Annotated in this window: 18 protein-coding genes; 5 read left to right on the forward strand and 13 right to left on the reverse strand. The window is 60.0% G+C overall.

The window, feature by feature from the left end; genetic code table 11:
• Window positions 1-423: 423 nt before the first annotated feature.
• Genes ACA071_RS25695 through ACA071_RS25710 form a run of 4 tightly spaced genes read left to right on the forward strand, consistent with a single transcriptional unit; the run spans window position 424 to window position 5,529 of the window.
• A complete protein-coding gene (locus tag ACA071_RS25695; protein WP_497641678.1) occupies window positions 424-903 on the forward strand; it encodes a formate dehydrogenase subunit gamma in 480 nt (159 codons plus the stop codon).
• Window positions 900-2,432 (forward strand): formate dehydrogenase beta subunit, encoded by a 1,533-nt coding sequence (locus tag ACA071_RS25700; RefSeq protein WP_497641679.1) that lies wholly within the window; start codon window positions 900-902, stop codon window positions 2,430-2,432. The genes ACA071_RS25695 and ACA071_RS25700 overlap by 4 nt, the downstream gene beginning before the upstream one ends.
• Entirely contained in the window at window positions 2,429-5,311 is a 2,883-nt protein-coding gene (gene fdhF, locus ACA071_RS25705; RefSeq protein ID WP_497641680.1) for a formate dehydrogenase subunit alpha, read from the forward strand. Before ACA071_RS25700 ends, fdhF begins: the two co-directional genes overlap by 4 nt.
• Window positions 5,308-5,529: a formate dehydrogenase subunit delta gene (locus tag ACA071_RS25710; RefSeq protein ID WP_497641681.1), complete on the forward strand. Its 222-nt coding sequence runs from the start codon at window positions 5,308-5,310 to the stop codon at window positions 5,527-5,529. Before fdhF ends, ACA071_RS25710 begins: the two co-directional genes overlap by 4 nt.
• A gap of 57 nt (window positions 5,530-5,586) precedes the next feature.
• On the opposite strand, the gene ACA071_RS25715 is transcribed toward ACA071_RS25710, so the two are convergent.
• Window positions 5,587-6,333, reverse strand: a complete 747-nt coding sequence (locus tag ACA071_RS25715; protein WP_497641682.1) for a tetratricopeptide repeat protein — start codon at window positions 6,331-6,333, stop codon at window positions 5,587-5,589.
• Window positions 6,334-6,530: 197 nt separating this feature from the next.
• On the opposite strand from ACA071_RS25715, the gene ACA071_RS25720 reads away from it, so the two are divergent.
• Window positions 6,531-7,793 carry a VWA domain-containing protein gene (locus ACA071_RS25720; RefSeq protein ID WP_497641683.1) on the forward strand — a complete coding sequence of 421 codons (1,263 nt, stop codon included), beginning with the start codon at window positions 6,531-6,533 and terminating at the stop codon, window positions 7,791-7,793.
• Window positions 7,794-7,847: 54 nt separating this feature from the next.
• On the opposite strand, the gene ACA071_RS25725 is transcribed toward ACA071_RS25720, so the two are convergent.
• The 12 genes from ACA071_RS25725 to ACA071_RS25780 form a co-directional block, all read right to left on the reverse strand.
• Window positions 7,848-8,810 carry a hypothetical protein gene (locus tag ACA071_RS25725; protein ID WP_497641684.1) on the reverse strand — a complete coding sequence of 321 codons (963 nt, stop codon included), beginning with the start codon at window positions 8,808-8,810 and terminating at the stop codon, window positions 7,848-7,850.
• Window positions 8,811-8,923: 113 nt separating this feature from the next.
• Window positions 8,924-9,502, reverse strand: a complete 579-nt coding sequence (locus ACA071_RS25730; protein ID WP_497641685.1) for a TerD family protein — start codon at window positions 9,500-9,502, stop codon at window positions 8,924-8,926.
• A gap of 32 nt (window positions 9,503-9,534) precedes the next feature.
• Window positions 9,535-10,110 carry a TerD family protein gene (locus ACA071_RS25735; RefSeq protein WP_497641686.1) on the reverse strand — a complete coding sequence of 192 codons (576 nt, stop codon included), beginning with the start codon at window positions 10,108-10,110 and terminating at the stop codon, window positions 9,535-9,537.
• A gap of 33 nt (window positions 10,111-10,143) precedes the next feature.
• Window positions 10,144-11,178 carry a TerC/Alx family metal homeostasis membrane protein gene (locus tag ACA071_RS25740; protein ID WP_497641687.1) on the reverse strand — a complete coding sequence of 345 codons (1,035 nt, stop codon included), beginning with the start codon at window positions 11,176-11,178 and terminating at the stop codon, window positions 10,144-10,146.
• A 12-nt stretch (window positions 11,179-11,190) separates the two neighbouring features.
• Window positions 11,191-11,640 carry a tellurite resistance TerB family protein gene (locus ACA071_RS25745; RefSeq protein WP_497641688.1) on the reverse strand — a complete coding sequence of 150 codons (450 nt, stop codon included), beginning with the start codon at window positions 11,638-11,640 and terminating at the stop codon, window positions 11,191-11,193.
• A gap of 47 nt (window positions 11,641-11,687) precedes the next feature.
• On the reverse strand, window positions 11,688-12,869 hold the full coding sequence (locus ACA071_RS25750) for a TerD family protein (protein WP_497641689.1): 1,182 nt from the start codon (window positions 12,867-12,869) through the stop codon (window positions 11,688-11,690).
• Entirely contained in the window at window positions 12,866-13,453 is a 588-nt protein-coding gene (locus tag ACA071_RS25755; protein ID WP_497641690.1) for a TerD family protein, read from the reverse strand. The genes ACA071_RS25750 and ACA071_RS25755 overlap by 4 nt, the downstream gene beginning before the upstream one ends.
• Window positions 13,434-14,213 carry an HAD-IB family hydrolase gene (locus tag ACA071_RS25760; protein WP_497641691.1) on the reverse strand — a complete coding sequence of 260 codons (780 nt, stop codon included), beginning with the start codon at window positions 14,211-14,213 and terminating at the stop codon, window positions 13,434-13,436. The genes ACA071_RS25755 and ACA071_RS25760 overlap by 20 nt, the downstream gene beginning before the upstream one ends.
• Window positions 14,210-15,160 carry an HpcH/HpaI aldolase/citrate lyase family protein gene (locus tag ACA071_RS25765; protein WP_497641692.1) on the reverse strand — a complete coding sequence of 317 codons (951 nt, stop codon included), beginning with the start codon at window positions 15,158-15,160 and terminating at the stop codon, window positions 14,210-14,212. Before ACA071_RS25765 ends, ACA071_RS25760 begins: the two co-directional genes overlap by 4 nt.
• A complete protein-coding gene (locus tag ACA071_RS25770) occupies window positions 15,160-16,254 on the reverse strand; it encodes a cysteine protease StiP domain-containing protein (RefSeq protein ID WP_497641693.1) in 1,095 nt (364 codons plus the stop codon). The genes ACA071_RS25765 and ACA071_RS25770 overlap by 1 nt, the downstream gene beginning before the upstream one ends.
• Entirely contained in the window at window positions 16,247-17,005 is a 759-nt protein-coding gene (locus tag ACA071_RS25775; RefSeq protein ID WP_497641694.1) for an HAD family hydrolase, read from the reverse strand. The genes ACA071_RS25770 and ACA071_RS25775 overlap by 8 nt, the downstream gene beginning before the upstream one ends.
• On the reverse strand, window positions 16,995-18,131 hold the full coding sequence (locus ACA071_RS25780) for a phosphoribosyltransferase domain-containing protein (RefSeq protein WP_497641695.1): 1,137 nt from the start codon (window positions 18,129-18,131) through the stop codon (window positions 16,995-16,997). Before ACA071_RS25780 ends, ACA071_RS25775 begins: the two co-directional genes overlap by 11 nt.
• Window positions 18,132-18,137 lie beyond the last annotated feature (6 nt).

Genomic DNA, 18,137 nt, shown 5'->3' on the forward strand with positions numbered 1-18,137 from the left:
CCGTTACATAGATGAAGAAAGTGGCGCGACGCTACTATTTTGCCTTCTTGTCGTCCACTAACAGCAAAGGGGGACAGACCCATTCCTGCACACTGTAGTGGGTGGGTGCCCACCGCTTCTGCCACAAAACATTTCAGACAGTGCGCGCCTTCATCAGTGCTCTTCTAGACTTAACGGGTGGTCGTGGAAAGAACCGAGCACGTCGCTTTTGTACCGTTGAATCAATGCCGGCGTGGCAAGCTGCAATTTATGCCCTGAAGAGGTGCGACAAAGATCGCACCGGGCCCAACAAGATGCCCGCTCAGGGTGCCTGGCCAACGGCCTGAAAATGCCACGATACCGTGACGTGGTGTGAACGCCGCAGCCGACACTTTCGGACAACCGACGACCTTCTGGTGTGTCCGTGACCGTGAGGAATGCTGTATGCCTGATGAGATGTTGTTGCACCTGCCGATGGTCAACAGCCTGTTGGAGCGCCATAAAGGCTCTGCGGGTGCACTGTTGCCGATCCTCCATGAGATTCAGGAGGGTATCGGTTATATCCCCGATGTCGCCATTCCCGAGATTGCCCACGCCCTCAACCAGAGTCAGGCCGAGATTCGCGGGGTGATCAGTTTTTACCATGACTTCCGCACCGCACCGCCAGCCCGCCATATCTTGCGTCTGTGCCGCGCCGAATCGTGCAAGAGTCGTGGATCTGAGCAGCTCGCCGCGCAGTTGCGTGAACGGCTGCAACTGGATGATCACGGCAGCAGTGCCGACGGCAATATCAGTTTGCGTCCGGTGTATTGCCTCGGCGCCTGTGCCTGTTCGCCGGCGCTGGAGCTGGATGGTCAGGTGCATGCGCGGCTGAGTGCCGAGCGTCTGGATGCGCTGCTTGATGCTTGCCGGGAGGACGTATGAGCCTCTATCTGCCAAGTGATTCTCTGGCCCGCGCCGTCGGTGCTGATGAGGTGGCGTTGGCCCTTGCCGGTCAGGACCTGCAACGCACCAGTTCTCGCGGCCTGTACTGGCTGGAACCGCTGCTTGAAGTGGACACTCCGCAAGGCCGGATCGGCTTCGGTCCGTTGACCGCTGCCGATGTGCCTTCCGTGCTCGATGCGTTGCAGGGGAAGCCATCCGCTCATCCACTGGCCTTGGGCCTGGTGGAAGAATTGCCTTATCTGAGGACCCAACAACGCTTGCTGTTCGCCCGCGCCGGCATCACCCGGCCGTTGTCGCTGGACGATTACCGGGCCCACGGCGGTTTCGAGGGTTTGAAAAGGGCTGTCGCCATTGGCGGCGATGAGACCGCAACGGCGGTGTTCGATTCAGGGCTGCGTGGCCGAGGCGGCGCGGCGTTTCCGGCCGGGATCAAATGGCGCACGGTGCGCGCCACTGAGGCTGCGCAGAAGTACATTGTGTGCAACGCCGACGAAGGCGACTCCGGCACCTTTGCCGACCGCATGTTGATGGAAGGCGACCCCTTCCTGCTGATCGAAGGCATGGCCATTGCCGGCATCACCGTCGGCGCCAGTTACGGCTACATCTATGTGCGCTCGGAATATCCACAAGCCGTCGCGACTTTACGCGAGGCGCTGGAAATAGCCCGGGCCAACGGTTACCTCGGCGCCAATGTCGGCGGCAGCGGTTTGGCCTTTGATATGGAAGTGCGGGTCGGTGCTGGCGCTTATATCTGCGGTGAAGAAACCGCGCTGCTGGATTCGCTTGAAGGCAAGCGCGGGGTTGTCCGCGCCAAGCCGCCGATCCCGGCGTTGAAGGGGTTGTTCGGTTTGCCGACGCTGGTGCACAACGTGCTGACCCTGGCCTCGGTGCCGCTGATTCTGGCCAAGGGCGCGCAGTTCTATCGCGATTACGGCATGGGCCGTTCCCTCGGCACGATGCCTTTCCAACTGGCGGGCAATATTCGTCACGGCGGCTTGGTGGAGCGAGCCTTTGGCCTGACCCTGCGCGAATTGGTGGAAGACTACGGCGGCGGCACCGCCAGTGGCCGGCCGCTGAAAGCCGCGCAGGTTGGCGGGCCACTCGGCGCTTGGGTGCCGCCCGCGGATTTCGACACGCCGCTGGATTACGAAGCCTTCGCCGGCATCGGCGCGATGCTCGGTCACGGCGGCGTGGTGGTGGCGGACGACAGCCTCGATATGGCCCAAATGGCGCGTTTCGCCTTGCAATTCTGCGCCGAGGAATCCTGTGGTAAATGCACGCCGTGCCGTATCGGTTCGACGCGCGGCGTTGAGGTCATCGACCGAATGCTGGCCGCGCCGGACCAGAACGGTCGCGATGAACAGGCGATCATCCTCAAGGACCTGTGCGACACGATGCAATACGGTTCGCTCTGCGCCTTGGGCGGCATGGCGCCCTTTCCGGTCGTCAGCGCCCTCAAGCACTTCCCCGCCGACTTCGGTCTGCAATCTTCGGAGGCCGACCAATGATCAATCTCTTCGACCCGAACACCGATATCGACCTTGGAACACCGGCCCGCGACAGCGACGTGCAGGTGACCCTGAACATCGACGGCCGCAGCATCAGCGTGCCCGAAGGCACTTCGGTGATGCGCGCCGCCGCGCTGCTGGGCACCACCATTCCGAAACTGTGCGCCACCGACAGCCTCGAAGCGTTCGGTTCCTGTCGCATGTGCCTGGTGGAGATCGATGGCATGCGCGGCTACCCGGCGTCTTGCACCACGCCGGTCACTGAAGGCATGAGCGTGCACACGCAGACGCCGAAGCTTGCGACGCTGCGGCGCAACGTCATGGAGTTGTACATCTCCGATCACCCGCTGGATTGCCTGACCTGCTCGGCCAACGGCAATTGCGAGCTGCAAACCGTGGCCGGCCAGGTCGGCCTGCGGGAAGTGCGTTACGGTTATGAAGGTGAGAACCATCTGGCTGACGTAAAAGACACTTCCAACCCGTATTTCGACTACGACCCGAGCAAGTGCATCGTCTGCAACCGCTGCGTGCGCGCCTGTGAAGAAACTCAGGGCACGTTTGCCCTGACCATCACCGGGCGCGGCTTCGAATCCCGTGTTTCCGCTGCCGGTGGCGAGAACTTCCTCGACTCGGAATGCGTGTCCTGCGGCGCCTGTGTGCAAGCCTGCCCGACCGCGACCCTGATAGAAAAAAGCGTGGTCGAACTGGGCCAGCCTGAACGCAGCGTGATCACCACGTGCGCCTATTGCGGTGTGGGCTGTTCGTTCCGCGCCGAGATGAAGGGCGACAAACTGGTGCGCATGGTTCCGGACAAGAACGGCCAGGCCAACCACGGCCATTCCTGCGTCAAAGGACGCTTTGCCTGGGGCTACGCGACTCACCCGGATCGCATCACCAAACCGATGATCCGCAGCCACATCAACGACCCGTGGCAAGAAGTCAGCTGGGATGAAGCGGTGACTTACGCCGCCAGTGAATTCCGCCGCTTGCAGCAAAAGTACGGCCGTGACTCGATTGGTGGCATCACCTCCAGTCGCTGCACCAACGAAGAAACCTACCTCGTACAAAAACTGGTGCGCGCCGCGTTCGGCAACAACAACGTCGACACCTGTGCGCGGGTCTGCCACTCGCCGACCGGCTATGGCCTGAAACAAACCCTGGGCGAGTCTGCCGGGACCCAGAGCTTCGACTCGGTGATGCAGGCCGACGTGATCCTGGTGATGGGTGCCAACCCCAGCGACGCGCACCCGGTGTTCGCCTCACAACTCAAACGCCGCTTGCGTGAAGGCGCGCGGCTGATCGTCATCGACCCGCGCCGCATTGATCTGGTGGACTCGGTGCATGCCCGCGCCGAACTGCATTTGGCCCTGCGTCCGGGCACCAACGTCGCCATGCTCAACGCGCTGGCCCATGTGATCGTCACCGAAGGTTTGCTCGATCAGGCCTTTATCGACGCCCGTTGCGAGGGCAGCGATTTCTCCCGTTGGAGCGATCAGGTCAGCCGCGCGGAAAACTCGCCGGAAGTGCTTGGCGAGATCTGCGGCGTAGCGCCGGCCGACATCCGCGCCGCCGCCCGTCTGTATGCCAGCGCCGGCAACGCGGCGATCTATTACGGCCTGGGCGTCACCGAGCACAGTCAGGGCAGCACGGCGGTCATGGGCATCGCCAACCTGGCCATGGCCACCGGCAACATTGGCCGCGAAGGCGTGGGCGTGAACCCGCTGCGGGGGCAGAACAACGTTCAGGGCTCCTGCGACATGGGTTCCTTCCCCCACGAGTTGCCTGGCTACCGGCACATCTCCAACGAAGTGGTGCGGGCGCAGTTCGAGCAGGCGTGGAACGTCACCCTGCAACCTGATCCGGGCCTGCGTATTCCGAATATGTTCGAGGCTGCTCTGAGCGGTAGCTTCAAAGGTTTGTATTGCCAGGGCGAAGACATTGCCCAAAGCGATCCGAATACCCAGCACGTGACTGCGGCGCTGTCGGCCATGGAATGCATAGTGGTGCAGGATATTTTCCTCAACGAAACCGCCAGGTTCGCCCATGTGTTCCTGCCGGGCAGTTCGTTCTTGGAAAAGGACGGCACGTTCACCAACGCTGAGCGCCGCATTTCGCGGGTGCGCAAGGTGATGGAACCCTTGGGTGGTAAGGCTGACTGGGAAGGCACCGTGGCCCTGGCCAATGCGCTGGGCTATCCGATGCACTACCAGCACCCGTCGGAAATCATGGATGAAATCGCCAGCCTGACGCCGACCTTCACCAACGTCAGCTACGCCGAACTGGACCGCCACGGCAGCCTGCAATGGCCGTGCAACGCCGCGGCACCGGACGGCACGCCGACCATGCACATCGAGGAGTTCGTGCGCGGCAAGGGCCGTTTCATGCTCACTGGCTACGTGCCCACCGAGGAAAAGGTCAACAATCGCTATCCGCTGCTGCTGACCACCGGGCGCATCCTCAGCCAGTACAACGTCGGCGCCCAGACTCGGCGCACCGAGAATGTCGCCTGGCACGATGAAGATCGCTTGGAAATCCACCCGACCGACGCCGAGAGCCGTGGCATCAACGAAGGCGACTGGGTCGGCATCGGCAGCCGCGCCGGCCAGACCGTTCTGCGTGCGCGGGTCACCGAACGGGTCGCCCCGGGCGTGGTGTACACCACCTTCCACTTCCCGGAATCGGGGGCCAACGTGATCACCACCGACAACTCCGACTGGGCCACCAACTGTCCGGAGTACAAGGTCACCGCCGTGGAGGTCAGCCGCGTCTACCACCCTTCGGAGTGGCAAAAACGCTATCAGGCATTCAGTGACGAGCAGGACCGTTTGCTCAAGGATCGCCGCCAGGCACGTGGCGCTAAAGCGGAGGTGCGCCGATGAGCACTGCCAACCTGATCAAAATGGTCAATCAGATCGCCCAGTACTTCGCCAGCGAACCGGACGAGCAACTGGCCGTGCTCGGCGTGCGTAATCATCTGCAGATGTACTGGACGCCCGGCATGCGCATGGAGTTGCTGGCCTGGCAGACGGAACATCACGGGGAAGACTTGCATCCACTGGCGCAGGCGGCGGTCAGTGGAGCGGGCTGGAAGGCTTAGGTTTACGGTCCCTTGGAGTCAGCCCCGAGTTTTTCGGGGCTTTCCCTCTTTTAAAAACTACAGCTCAACCCTGTGATAAGTGCCTTCAGCACCCACATTGTGGCCAAAACCGCATGACTCACCTGCCGTGCGATTGACCGTGAGCACATCCTTTTTTATGTCGAAGTCGTATTCACAGTCGCCATCTTCCCCACTCATGGCGTAGTGCGCCTTGCCGTTATCAAACGCTAATACCGTTGAAAACTCACCGATATTGGGCCCGTAATACATCGCCATCATCCCAGCGTAAGAACCTTGGAAAGCAACTTGGTATTTCTTGCCCTGTGGCTTGATCGTCATGGCGCTCCATAGCGAAGCCCCGGCATATTGCCAATACTGCCCTTCTGGCTTACTCGACAGTTTCCCCAGCGAATTCTTAATATCGCCACTGATCTTGCCAAGGTTGAAGATCGATTTTTTGTCGTTTGGAAGAATACTCAGCCACGCCCGGGCCTTCAGGTAGTTACCTTCATGAATGTAGGTGAGCGCAACGTTGTTGTAGGCCATCGCCAGTTTTTCTTCGTCCAACCCGCAACTCTCAGACCAGCCGGCCTGCCGCTCATACTGCTCCCGAGCCTTGGCATATTGTTTGAGCTTGTAATACTTCCCGCCTACGGCGGAGTACTCACTGATCTTCAGGCAATTGGCGGTCACCTCGTCGTCGGTAATCTCCGCATGGGCAAAAAACGGTGCAGCCAGAAGCAGGATGATCGCTTCCATCTGTATCAAGCGACGCACCGAAGGATAGAAGTGCTTAATGTCCATATTGTTTTTCCCTGTTTGAAAGTCGACATGCCCAGCGGCGCGAAGGGTAGCGTGGCTCGGTCGCCGAGACAATCGGGGTCGCTCGTAGATCCGCCTGCGCAGTTAAACTTCCCGCCAAATCGCGCGTCTACTCCCGCATAATCCCCGCACTTCCAATGACTGCCATCACCACGGCGCACCCATTACAAGGACGCAACATGCAAATCAGCCAAGGACAACGGTTACCCTTGTCCAGCCTCATGCAGGGCACGCAACTTATCCTCTCGATCAACGTTCAGTCGCCCCACGTGCTGGACTTCGTGTGCTTCGGCATCGATGCACAGGGCAAGCTTTCCGATGATCGCTACATGGTGTTTTTCAACCAGCCGACGACGCCTTGCAACAGCGTGAGCATGGCCAACGGCGGTGATTTCACCCTCGACCTTTCGAAACTACCCACCAGCATTGATCGCCTGGTGTTCACCACGTCGATCGACGGTGCCGGCGCGATGCGCGACATCCAGGCCAGCAGCTTCAGCATCAAGAGCCTGTCCGGCGAAGTATTGGCGCAATGCCCTTTCTCGGGCGCAACCTTCGCCGACGAAAAAGCCATCATGGTCGTCGAACTCTATCGCAAGTCAGGCGAATGGCGCCTGTCGTCCAACCTGCAAGGGTTCAACGCCGGCCTGGATGCGCTGGTGAAACATTTCGGCGGGGATGTCGCTGACGAACCGGCGCCCGCTCCAGCGCCGATCCCCGCTCCCGCATCAAAAGTAATCTCCCTTGAGAAGAAGATCGGCGACGCCGCTCCGCACCTGATCAGCCTGGCGAAGAAAGCCCAGATCAGCCTTGAGAAAGCCAAGCTCACCGACGTTAAAGCGCGGGTCGGCCTGGTGCTGGACGCCTCCGGTTCCATGAATAACCAATACACCACCGGCCGCGTCCAGGAAGTGGTCAATCGGTTGCTGCCGCTGGCGCTGCACTTCGACGACGACGGCACCCTCGACTGCTGGGCCTTTGGCGCCGAAACGCAGCAGCTGTCGGCCGTGTCACTGGCCAATCACAAAGACTTCATCAACACCGACCGCGGCGGCTGGCAGGATTGGGCGTTGGGCGCTCGCTACAACGACGAGCCCAAAGCCATCAAGAAAGTGATCGATTTCTACAAGAATTCCCGGGACACCACGCCGATCTACATCCTGTTCATCAGTGACGGCGGCGTGTCGGCCAGTGGTGCGATCAAGAAGCTGATGATCGAAGCGGCCAAGCTGCCGATCTTCTGGCAATTCGTCGGCATCGGCGGCCGTAACTACGGCATTCTGGAAAAGCTCGACACCATGACCGGCCGGGTCGTCGACAACTGTGGTTTCTTCGCCCTGGATGACCTGCACGACATCAGCGAAGAGCAGCTGTACGACAAGCTGATGGAAGAATTCCCGCAGTGGCTGAAGGACGCGAAATCCAAAGGCATTATCTTTTAATCCTGATTTCGCCCTCTCCCGCAGCGCATTGCCTCGCGCTGCGGGAGAGATTCGTTAGCCCTGTTTAAGCGGAGTTTCGCGCAGTTCTTCGAGGCGATTGCCATCCCAACGGTATTTTTGTTTCGACTCCAGTGTCGGGCAGCAACGGGCATCCTCCGGCCCCACTTCAAGTGAGCTGACGCTGATGGTTTTGTCATCGAGCACCTGCAGGTCGGTGACTGCGCCGTTGACCACAGCGCTGCCCTTGAAATCGAAGTCGCCGTTGTTCGAATAGAAAATGCCCAGGGACGAAAACGATCCATTGCCACCCCCCTGCCCTTCGATGGTGTAGATCACCAAGGCATCGTCCTGGCCGTCGCCATTGAGGTCGGCACGAAGGATTTTGCGACCTTCAGGGTATTCGTCGCCGCCCTCTTCACGAGTGGCAACGTTAATGGCGCTGGAAATAGCGGAGTCCAGGGACCCGGCGACTGGCGCGGGGACTGCCTGTGGAGGTGCAGCCGGTGTCGGCACGGGCGCCGGGGCCTGGACGACTGGCGCGGGTGCAGGGGCGGCAAGCCGTGGCGCTATCCCTTTGGATTTGGCCTCGGCGACAAATTTCTTGAGAACGGCATCGCGAATCGCTTGAGCATCTTCATAGCCGATCAACATGTTTCTGGAACTGGAGAATGGCTGGCCATCGCCCAGGAACCAGCGTGCAAACCAGCCGGGGCGCATGCTTTCCTGCTGCTCGATGGCGCGATCGAGGACCTTCTCGCTGACGTCCACGTACAGCGCGTACCCCTCATCGCCGAAGGCCTTCAACATCTCGTCCTTCTGGGCCCCGACCTTTGTCTTCATGACTTCCAGCATGATGATGTTGGTGTCGACCAACTTACTTTCGCACTCATTGGTGTAGTTGCCAAAGCAGGTTTCTTTGTATTCCTGAACCGCATTGTTCAGTTTGAACTCGTTATACGCGCCACACCCTGCCAACAACATCATTGCAGCGGTTGCCAAAAAAGCCCGATTTCTCATATCCCTGAATCCTTTTTCCATTAGTCAAAACCCGACCCCGCGAATTTTTGAACGAGATCGACACGCAAGAAAAAGCCCCGCTCGAAAGCGGGGCTCTTTTTAACCCGAAAGGGTTAGCCGATGCTGACGCCGTGGGCTTCAGCCAGAGGCTTCAGGCCGCCAGCGAAACCTTGGCCGATCGCCTTGAACTTGAACTCTTCACCGCTGCGATACAGCTCGCCAAAGATCATGGCGGTTTCGGTGGAAGCGTCTTCGCTCAGGTCGAAACGTGCCAGTTCTTTACCGTCAGCCTTGTTCACAACGCGAATGTAGCCGTTGGAAACCTGGCCGAAGTTCTGTTTGCGTGCATCGGAGTCGTGGATGGTGACCGCGAATACCAACTTCTTCACCAGCGGAGCCAGGGAGGTCAGTTTGACCGTCACTTGCTCATCGTCGCCTTCGCCGGTACCGGAGCGGTTGTCGCCCATGTGTTCGACGGAGCCGTCAGTCGACTTTTTGTTGTTGTAGAAAATGAAGCTGTTGTCGTCGAGCACTTTGCCGTTTTCGCCCACGACGAAAATCGACGCATCGAGGTCGAACTCGGTGCCGTCAGTGACGCGAGGATCCCAGCCCAGGCCCACGAGCACTTCGGTCAGACCCGGTGCTTCTTTGGACAGGGATACGTTGCCGCCTTTGGAAAGACTTACAGCCATGGTTAGTTTCCTTATTCAATAGACCGAGGGGTTTAGAAGTTCATACCGTACGAGTTGGCCAGCGCCTTCAAGCCACCGGCATAGCCCGAACCAACAGCACGGAATTTCCACTCGCCGTTGTTGCGATACAGCTCGGCGAAGATCATCGCGGTTTCGGTGGAAGCGTCTTCTGCGAGGTCGTAACGAACGATCTCGGCACCGCTGCTTTCGTTGACAACACGAATGAACGAGCCGCCGACCTGACCGAAGTTTTGCTTGCGCGCATCAGCGTCGTGGATGGTGACGGTGAATGCGATCTTGTCGATATCGGCCGGAACGCGGCTCAAGTCGATTGTCAGTACTTCGTCGTCGCCATCGCCAGCACCGGTGCGGTTATCACCTTTGTGCTCGATGGAACCGTCAGCGCTTTTGAGCTGGTTGTAGAAAATGAAGTCGGCGTCACCACGTACTTTGCCGTTGGCACCCAGCAGGAACGCGCTTGCGTCCAGGTCAAACTCCGTGCCGTCAGTTGCGCGAGGATCCCAACCCAGACCGACCAGAATCTTGGTCAGAGAAGGATCGGTCTTCGATAGGGACAGATTGCCGCCTTTTTGAAGAGTCAGTGCCATGAGTACAGCTCCTTGTGGTTAATGCGTTTTGAATTACTGATTGTCAGCCGGGGCAACTTCCTTTTCGGGGAAGATCACGCTGGCGAAAATACCGATGGCCAGCACTACGACAACGATGATCAGGCTAGTGTTCGGATCGATGTTGTAGCCGTGATGGAACAGGTGATCAGTCGCATTCAGGCCCAGCTTTACCGCGATGAAGAAGAGCAGCGCGATAACGGCTTTTTCCAGGTGCACCAGGTAGCGTTTCAGCGCTTCCAGAACAAAGTACATGGTCCGCAGGCCGAGGATGGCGAAGAGCATGGCCGAGAACACGATCAGCGGTTCGCGGCTGACGGCGATGACGGCCGGGACGGAGTCGAAGGCAAACAACACGTCGGACACTTCCATGACCACCAGGCACAGGAACAGCGGCGTGGCGAACAGACCGCCCTTGGCCGCCAGCGACATGCCTTTGTTTTCCGGCTTGGTCAGTTCGGCTTCCAGCGTCTTGCGACGGACGAAGAAGTCGTGACCATGCAGTTTCGGCCAAACAGGGAACAGCTTCTTCGCGAAGCGATAAGCCATGTGCGTGGAGTAATCTTCTTCCTCTTCGTCGTCACCGCCGCCGCGCAGCATCATGACCGCTGTCCAGGCCACGATCAGGGCAAACACCACTTCGACCCAAGGACCCAGCGCCAGCAGGCCGGTACCGATGGCCACGAAGATCAGGCGGAAAACGATCGCGCCGATGATGCCCCAGTACAGGACGCGGTGGCGCAGGCCATTCGGCACCTTGAACCAGGCGAAGATCGCCATGAACACGAACAGGTTGTCCACGCTCAGGACTTTTTCCAGCGCATAGCCGGTGATGAACAGGGTGGCGACATCCGGACCATGTTCGTAGTACAGGAACCCTGCGAAGCCGAACGAGATGAGAATCCAGAACACAGACCAGGCCGACGCTTTGGCGAGGCTGATCGGCTGGTCACCGCGATGGGTGAACATGTCGAGGATCATCGCGCCGAGCGCCAGCGCTACGAATACAGCGATGGTCAGCGGGGGGAAACCCAGGTGAGTAACTTCCACAGTTGTTGTTCCTTACAGTTCAAAGTCAGCCGGGGGTAAACCCAGCTCGAGGCAGATCAGGCGGCAAACGGCTTTTTCTTTTTCGTCGAAATTACCGTCCGACGCGCCGATGGCACAGGCAACACGGACCAGCAGGCGACCTGCGCCGTCCTTGCCCTTGATCTTGCTGATGTTTTTCAGGGCTTCGGCCTGACCGATCTGGAAGTCGAATTCGAACTTGCCGCACGCGTCGTTGAAGACCTTGATGACGTCGGTCAGGTTGAACACTTTCAGCTCGGGCGAGTTGTTGATGAACCCGGTCATTTTCATTTTTTCAGCCGAGCTGACTTCACCGTCGGCCGCGGCGACCATGGCGCAGCTGTTGGCAACCGCTTCCATGAACTCTTTGTTCTTGAACTTGGCCACTTCGGTGGTCAGCTTCTCGCGGGCAAGTGCCGCGTTTGTTTTCAACCATGACAACATGTTGTTCACCTCTAGGGCGGACCGGACCGGCCCGCCGTTTCAAATAATTACTTGGAACCTGCCGACCAGCGCATGCCCCAACCGTAAGCCTTGTCCATGACCGAATGGCCTTTGTGGAAATCGACGCGTCGACTGACCTTGACGCCGCCGCCCACATTCTCAAGCAGGGCGATTGCACACATGCCAAGGCGACCGCCTTCTTCATTCAGGCGAACTTCGATCGGTGGCTGACCCGGGACATAAATAGTCACGACGCCATCGGTCTCACGCCAGTTCGGCGCACCTTCGTAGATGAAGGCAAACACCAGCACGCGGCGGATATCACCCCAATGCCGGCCGTTGATGTGCAGCCATTCGCCATCGCTGACGGCGCCGGTACGGTCATCGCCCATCAACCGGATGTAAGGGTCGTAGTCGAGATCGCCGAAGCTGTTGCCCAGTGCCTGGACCACCCCTTTGGAGCCATCCTGCAACTCGTAAAGGCAACCCACGTCGAGGTCGATGGCGTTGTTGCGCGAGAAGAAACCGCCGCCCTTGCCTTTGTTCCAGTTGAGGTTGACCTTGATCTCGCCAAAGCCTTCGGCGGTTTTCTCCAGGCTGATCGAGGAGCGGGTCTTGTCGAGGGTGATTTTGCTCAGGCTGACCGAAGACTTCGGCGGCGCCGCCGGCACTGGCGCGGCAGGTGCCGCCACCGGTGCAGGTGCGGCCGCTGGAGCCGGGGCAGGCGCGGCAATTTCGACACCGAAGTACTTGGCCAAAGGCTCAAGGCCACCGGCAAAACCCTGAGCGACACAACGGAATTTCCATTCGCCCTGGCGGCGATAAAACTCGCCGAGGATCAGTGCGGTTTCTTTCATTCCGCTGGTCGGTATCTGCGCCTCGATACCGCCGGTGACGGTCAGCGCGAGATGGGATACACGGTCGAAGCTGGCTTTGTTCTCGTAGATCGTCGCCGTCAGCGCCACCTTCTCGACCACCGCGTCCAGGCGCGACAAATCAAGGGTGAAGACCGCACGACCGGCAGACGACTCGGTCATCTGTACCGTTCCGCCCAGCACATTGGTCTGGCCGTAGAAGCACATATCGGTGTCGCCGCGGACTTTACCCGCGGCCCCCAGGACGAATGCAGACACGTCGATATCGGCACCCGGGATGGCCGAGTAGCTGATATCGATCCGCACCTGGCCGGTGGTTACCGGCGCGTTCCCGCCAGGAACCAGGGTGGTCATGCACGCACCGCCTGAACCGCCAGGTTGACCAGGTCGTCAGCGGTGCGGCCATTGGTCACCTGACCAATTGCCTTGAATTCCCAACCGCCGTTCTCGCGAACCAGACTGGCCATGACCACGCCGGTGTGACGACCCTTTTCGGAGAGATTGAAACGCGCCAGTTCGGTCTTGTTACTGGCGTTAACGATGCGGCAATAGGCGTTGGCAATCTTCTCGAAGTTCTGGCCCGTGAAGCTGTTCACGGTAAACACCAGCGACTTGACGGTGGCCGGCAGGCGCTGCAGATCAACCGTGATGGTTTCGTCGTCGCCGGCGCCTTCGCCGGTGCGATTGTCACCCGAGTGCTGGATCGAACCGTCGCGGGACGTCAGTTGACGGAACCACACCAGGTCCACTGGCTTGAAGTCGGCATCGAACAGAATGCAGGAGGCATCCAGGTCGACGTCACCACCGTTACCCATCAACCGGCCCATGAACCCGGCTTTCTCCGGATCCCAGCCGAGGCCAAGACTGATCGCCGTGAGGCCACCGCCGGCGGTTTTTTCCAGGGAGATTGATTGGTTTTTAGTCAGAGTTAGGGCCATCGGTACGCTCCTTGTTGGTCGTCAATTGCGAGGGTGTATCGTTGCTGTCCTCAACCGGACGAGTTGCCATCGGCGCAACGCCGGCTTCTCGAGCCAGGGTCTTGGATACCCGCAGGCGCCCTCGGCGCCATGCAGGGTGGAAATGTCGCCAGTGCGCATCTTGCGCAGCAGCCAGAAGTTCGTGGTCACCGCGGGTGTCGCCCCAGGCGCGCAAGCGGTATTGCGTCAGGTCTCCGTACACCGCTTCAAGTCGCTGCACCTTCGCTTCACAGCGGCAGTTGTTTCCCGATATCCGCCCGGTCAGGCGCCCATCGACGACTTCCAGCTCGGTGGCGATCAACTTGATATTGAGGCGATCGGCAAACGGTTTCAGGACCAATGCCGGAGAGGCTGAACACAGGGTGACCTCACTGCCGGCCTGTCTTTCGGCAGCCACCGAGGTCAAGCCGGCGGGACGCATCAGGCGGGTCCAGTACAGGCCGCAGAATTCTGCCGCCTTGTGTCGGACCCACTCTTCCTTGGCATCGGTGAGGAACGCGGCGATCAGCCTGGCCTTGAGCTCGTCGCGCGACAAACGACGCGTCAGGTAACGCACCCCCGGTCCGGCGAGCAGGCGCAAGCGTTTGGCAAATTCGAATTTGCCAAACGCAAACTTCAGAAAGGGAACGAAGCTGTCGTGCCGGGTCAAGGTGCCGTCGAAGTCAAAGACCGACAGTACTTTGGCCCCGGCCGGGCCCATCTCAAGCATTTCCTGGGTCATCGGCCCGCCTCGGCAAGACGGATTGATTGATCGCTATGGCTCGGCTCCGCATGCCTGACACCATGCCACTTGGCACGCTCAAGGATATTTGTGGCCCATTTGAAGTGAGTTGCTGGTTCGCACATCGTGTCATTGTGATTGAAGACCGCTGGCGCGACTTCATTCAGCATCAATTTGGCACAATTTAGATCTTCGAGACTGACCCGCAGGCTGTCCTGAATGCTGCTGATCTGGCTGGGATGAATCGCCGTTTTGCCCACCAGGCCATGGGCAATGTCCAGACTCAGTTCTTCCAGCAGCAGATGCGGCGTGGCCAGACGCTCAAACACCGGGGCGGTCAAGGCAAACCCTTGCGACCCCATGACCCCGGCCAGCATCGGAATCACATAACCCATGGGCGTGCTGTAAAGCGTGGTCGCCGGATTGCGCCGAAGGCCCAGGCAGCCCAGCAGATCATTGCCGCCGATGCGCAGGGCAATGATGCGGTGATCCAGGGTCTGCTTGAGCGCCGCGCCCAGTTCGACCATCGCCACCGGGTTGAAGACCTCTCGGGTCTCCAGGGTCGGCATCAGGAAGATGTCGGGGTTAGTCACCGCCAACTCCCACGCGCGCAGATTGGACAGGCTCAGCTTGGGCAGGACAAAACCGTCGACATGCACCATCAACGGCCACTCATTGAGCACCGCCGCCATCTGCGAATCACGCGGTCGCACGAACAGCATGGGGCCGTCTGCCGAGCGGCCGCCCTGTTGGTCAATCGAGAGCAGTAACTTGTGCAGATTGGCCAGCGCCGTTTCGACGTCGATGTCCGCGACCGCATCCTCGAGGCACACCACCATCGACCGCAGTTCAGGTAGTTTTTTGTGCAAGACCACGTCGAGAATGTCCTCGCGGGTGGCCGGCATGTAGAGCGTTGCACCGAGGGCGTAGGGCGATAGTGTTTTCATCAGCTCAAACTCCGGATGACGGTCACGGCACGATAAGGACCGAGGGCAGCCCCCATCTCCTCAACCGTCACGTTCGCGCGTTCGGTCAGGTGCATCAGCAATTGCACGTCCGGATCGCTGCGATCGCGGACCAACACCTGATCCGGCACTCGGCGCAGGACGGCACGCGTGGCCTCGGCAATGCCGGGTTTGACCCGGTTCAGATTGGTAATGCCCCATTGCGCGGCAATCGCGTCGATGACACTCAGTGCCGAAGACTGCAACTGGCTACGCTGTTCCTCGGTCCAGGGTGCAGCGGCTTCGACCGCAGGAAGCGCTTGGCGCTCGGCTTCGATCTGGTCGATGAATTCGCGCGTGACGTCGTGTTCGTGCAAGTGGTCGTAGACCACGCACCCATGCAGGCCACCGTTGGCCGGCCAGATGGAGCGCGAGACCAGGCCGGAAACCGTGGCCCCGAGGATGCCGGACGGAATCACCCAGTCTTCGGCCGAAGCCGCCAGCCAGGCGCGCCCGCAAGGGTCGGCCAGGACCACAAGGCGTGGCTGCTCGGGAAAGCGTGTGTCGCCCTTGAGGCTGCGCTGGATCTCCCCGGAGATGGCGCCCTTACCGGTCCAGCCATCCACAAAGACAATGTTTTCCACGCCATGGGCCTGGACTACCGCTTCCAGGGCAATCATGTCGATGCCCCGGTCACGAACGATGCTGATGCCGTAATGGTGGGCATCACGCCCCAGGTCCAGGAGCGCGCGGCGCAGCAATACGCCCAAAGGCAGCCCCGCTCGCACGAACGAAACCAGCGCGATCGAAGGGCCGTCACAGGCCTGATCAAGCGCCAGCGCCAGGGACTGGACATCGCGGGCCATCCTGACCGAGTTCTGCGCCATGGCACGCTGGTACAGCCCTTTGTGGACATCGGTCGGGGCCGATTCCTGGCTGATCATCTCGGAGTAATGCTTCTGCCGCGTCTGGATCAGGCGCTCTTTCTCTTCAACGTCCGTCACTTCGATGTCGACGGGTTGCAGCAAAAAGTGCACGTCATCGGGCGCGTAACTGCCACTGCCAACCGTGGTCAGATGGGCAAAGGCATTAACCATGGATCATCGCCTCCACAACTTTGGCCAATTGGCTATTGGCAGGGGTCGCCCAGAAGTTGCATTCGTTCATGAAGCCCAGGTCGGTGACGCTGTCACCAAACCCCAGCACCGGGCGCTCGCCATTGGCGGCGCGGTCGCGGCGCAGCAGTTCTTGAACCGCCAGACGCTTGGACAAGCCGTGCGGCAGGAAAGCCAGGTTGTTGCCGTTGCCGTGGATATGCATGTCGTCCAGCAGGCCACGAGCCTGAACCTCGGCCAAAACCTTTTGCAGCACCGAATCGTCCGACTCGTTGTGCTTGGTCACGACGTAATTCAACAGGCCTTGTTCTTCCACCACCCATCCGCGCAGGGAAAAGCCCATTTCCTCGCCGATGGCCAGGGTCGCCGCACTCAGGGCCGGAAGACGGTCCTGATACGCCGCCAGCGCGTCGGTCATCTGCCCGTGCCAATCGCGATCCAGCGAGCCATCGGGCTGGAGGATCACGCCACCGTGTGAGCACACAGCGCCTGCGACGAAGGGTAATTGCACGCGGCTGTAAGCTTCGACGCTGCGCGCCGTGACCGGCACGACATCGGCCGATGCCAGTAACCATTCGACAAAGTTTTTCTGCACGGCGCTCATGTAGCCGTTCGGCTGACCATCGACATCCAGCGTCGCGGTATGTCGTTCAGCGCCTTGTGGCATCTTGCGAGCGGTCTGGAACAGGGTGTCATCAAGATCGATGAGTATCAGGGGACGCTTATTGCTCATCGACAATGACCTCCGCATTCAGCGCCTCAATCAGCGACTGGGGAACCGCTTGCGCAGGCGTTTCGGTACAGATCAACACACGGTCGAACTGCCCCGGACGCACGTTATAGAGAAAGTTCGGAATGCCCAGACCGTAGTTATCGGAGAACGACAAGGCGTGCCCGATTTCATGGCCCAAGGCAATCGGCGAGCGGCTGGTGGAGCTGAAATGAACGTCAGCCCCGGCTCGCTCAAGACGTTCGGCCAACAGAAACGGACGCCACACGAACTCGCTGGTGCCGACGACCATCACGCGCTCGCCCGGCTTGACCTGAATATGCGGGGCCAATGTGTCCTCGACATGACGCACGCCCAGACGGCCCCAATCGTTACGCGGGTCGAGCGGCCATTCGCCTACGGCAACGGCGCCAACATCCGGCATTTCAGGCGGCGGTGCGTTCTGATCTTCGGAGAAGCGATAAGCGCCCTGTAACAGGGAAACCTGAGTGGCCGTCTCGCCCAGAACGTTGCGCACCGCGCCACGGGACCAATCGGTGAGCACGCAGGTCACGACCCGCTCCACTTTGCTCAGGCCTGCGTCCACGAGGGCGCGATGCAGATTGATGAAGGTCTTGCCGGTGGAGGCTTCATCGTCGACCAACACCAGGGAACGCGCATTCAGCATCATTTCCCGCACATCGAGATCGGTGGGCTGGTGAATCAGGTGCGCGCTGGCGTGGCTGTGTTCTTCTTCAAAACGGGTGAACAGCTCGGTGCCGACCGGATGGCGCGTGCTGACCATGTAAACGGTGTCCGGGCGGGTCTTGCTGTAGGCGCGATGCACACCGGCACCCAGGCCGACGGCCGTCTCGGCCATGCCGATCACCAGTACCGGGCCGGGCAAGTCAGCGGGTATCTTGGCCGCCAGGCTTTCGTAACTGGCCTGCATGATCGAAGGACGCACAGGAATATGTCGGCCCAGGACGCGGGACACGAACAGGAACGCCCGTTTAGGATTACGGCGTTCGGCGAACCCGAACAACGAGTGGGGTTCGATGGAGGATTCATCGACATCGACTTCCATCAGCCCGCGCTTCAATTGAGCGCTGAGTGTGGTGGTCGTGGATTTTTCTACTGCGGATTCCATGTGCAA

This window comes from Pseudomonas sp. LBUM1646 (genome assembly GCF_059716165.1).

Coding starts and splice junctions, on each gene's coding strand:
- ACA071_RS25695 (WP_497641678.1), top strand. CDS start 424: ATGCCTGATGAGATGTTGTTGCACCTGCCGATGGTCAACAGCCTGTTG.
- ACA071_RS25700 (WP_497641679.1), top strand. CDS start 900: ATGAGCCTCTATCTGCCAAGTGATTCTCTGGCCCGCGCCGTCGGTGCT.
- fdhF (WP_497641680.1), top strand. CDS start 2,429: ATGATCAATCTCTTCGACCCGAACACCGATATCGACCTTGGAACACCG.
- ACA071_RS25710 (WP_497641681.1), top strand. CDS start 5,308: ATGAGCACTGCCAACCTGATCAAAATGGTCAATCAGATCGCCCAGTAC.
- ACA071_RS25715 (WP_497641682.1), bottom strand. CDS start 6,333: ATGGACATTAAGCACTTCTATCCTTCGGTGCGTCGCTTGATACAGATG.
- ACA071_RS25720 (WP_497641683.1), top strand. CDS start 6,531: ATGCAAATCAGCCAAGGACAACGGTTACCCTTGTCCAGCCTCATGCAG.
- ACA071_RS25725 (WP_497641684.1), bottom strand. CDS start 8,810: ATGAGAAATCGGGCTTTTTTGGCAACCGCTGCAATGATGTTGTTGGCA.
- ACA071_RS25730 (WP_497641685.1), bottom strand. CDS start 9,502: ATGGCTGTAAGTCTTTCCAAAGGCGGCAACGTATCCCTGTCCAAAGAA.
- ACA071_RS25735 (WP_497641686.1), bottom strand. CDS start 10,110: ATGGCACTGACTCTTCAAAAAGGCGGCAATCTGTCCCTATCGAAGACC.
- ACA071_RS25745 (WP_497641688.1), bottom strand. CDS start 11,640: ATGTTGTCATGGTTGAAAACAAACGCGGCACTTGCCCGCGAGAAGCTG.
- ACA071_RS25750 (WP_497641689.1), bottom strand. CDS start 12,869: ATGACCACCCTGGTTCCTGGCGGGAACGCGCCGGTAACCACCGGCCAG.
- ACA071_RS25755 (WP_497641690.1), bottom strand. CDS start 13,453: ATGGCCCTAACTCTGACTAAAAACCAATCAATCTCCCTGGAAAAAACC.
- ACA071_RS25760 (WP_497641691.1), bottom strand. CDS start 14,213: ATGACCCAGGAAATGCTTGAGATGGGCCCGGCCGGGGCCAAAGTACTG.
- ACA071_RS25765 (WP_497641692.1), bottom strand. CDS start 15,160: ATGAAAACACTATCGCCCTACGCCCTCGGTGCAACGCTCTACATGCCG.
- ACA071_RS25770 (WP_497641693.1), bottom strand. CDS start 16,254: ATGGTTAATGCCTTTGCCCATCTGACCACGGTTGGCAGTGGCAGTTAC.
- ACA071_RS25775 (WP_497641694.1), bottom strand. CDS start 17,005: ATGAGCAATAAGCGTCCCCTGATACTCATCGATCTTGATGACACCCTG.
- ACA071_RS25780 (WP_497641695.1), bottom strand. CDS start 18,131: ATGGAATCCGCAGTAGAAAAATCCACGACCACCACACTCAGCGCTCAA.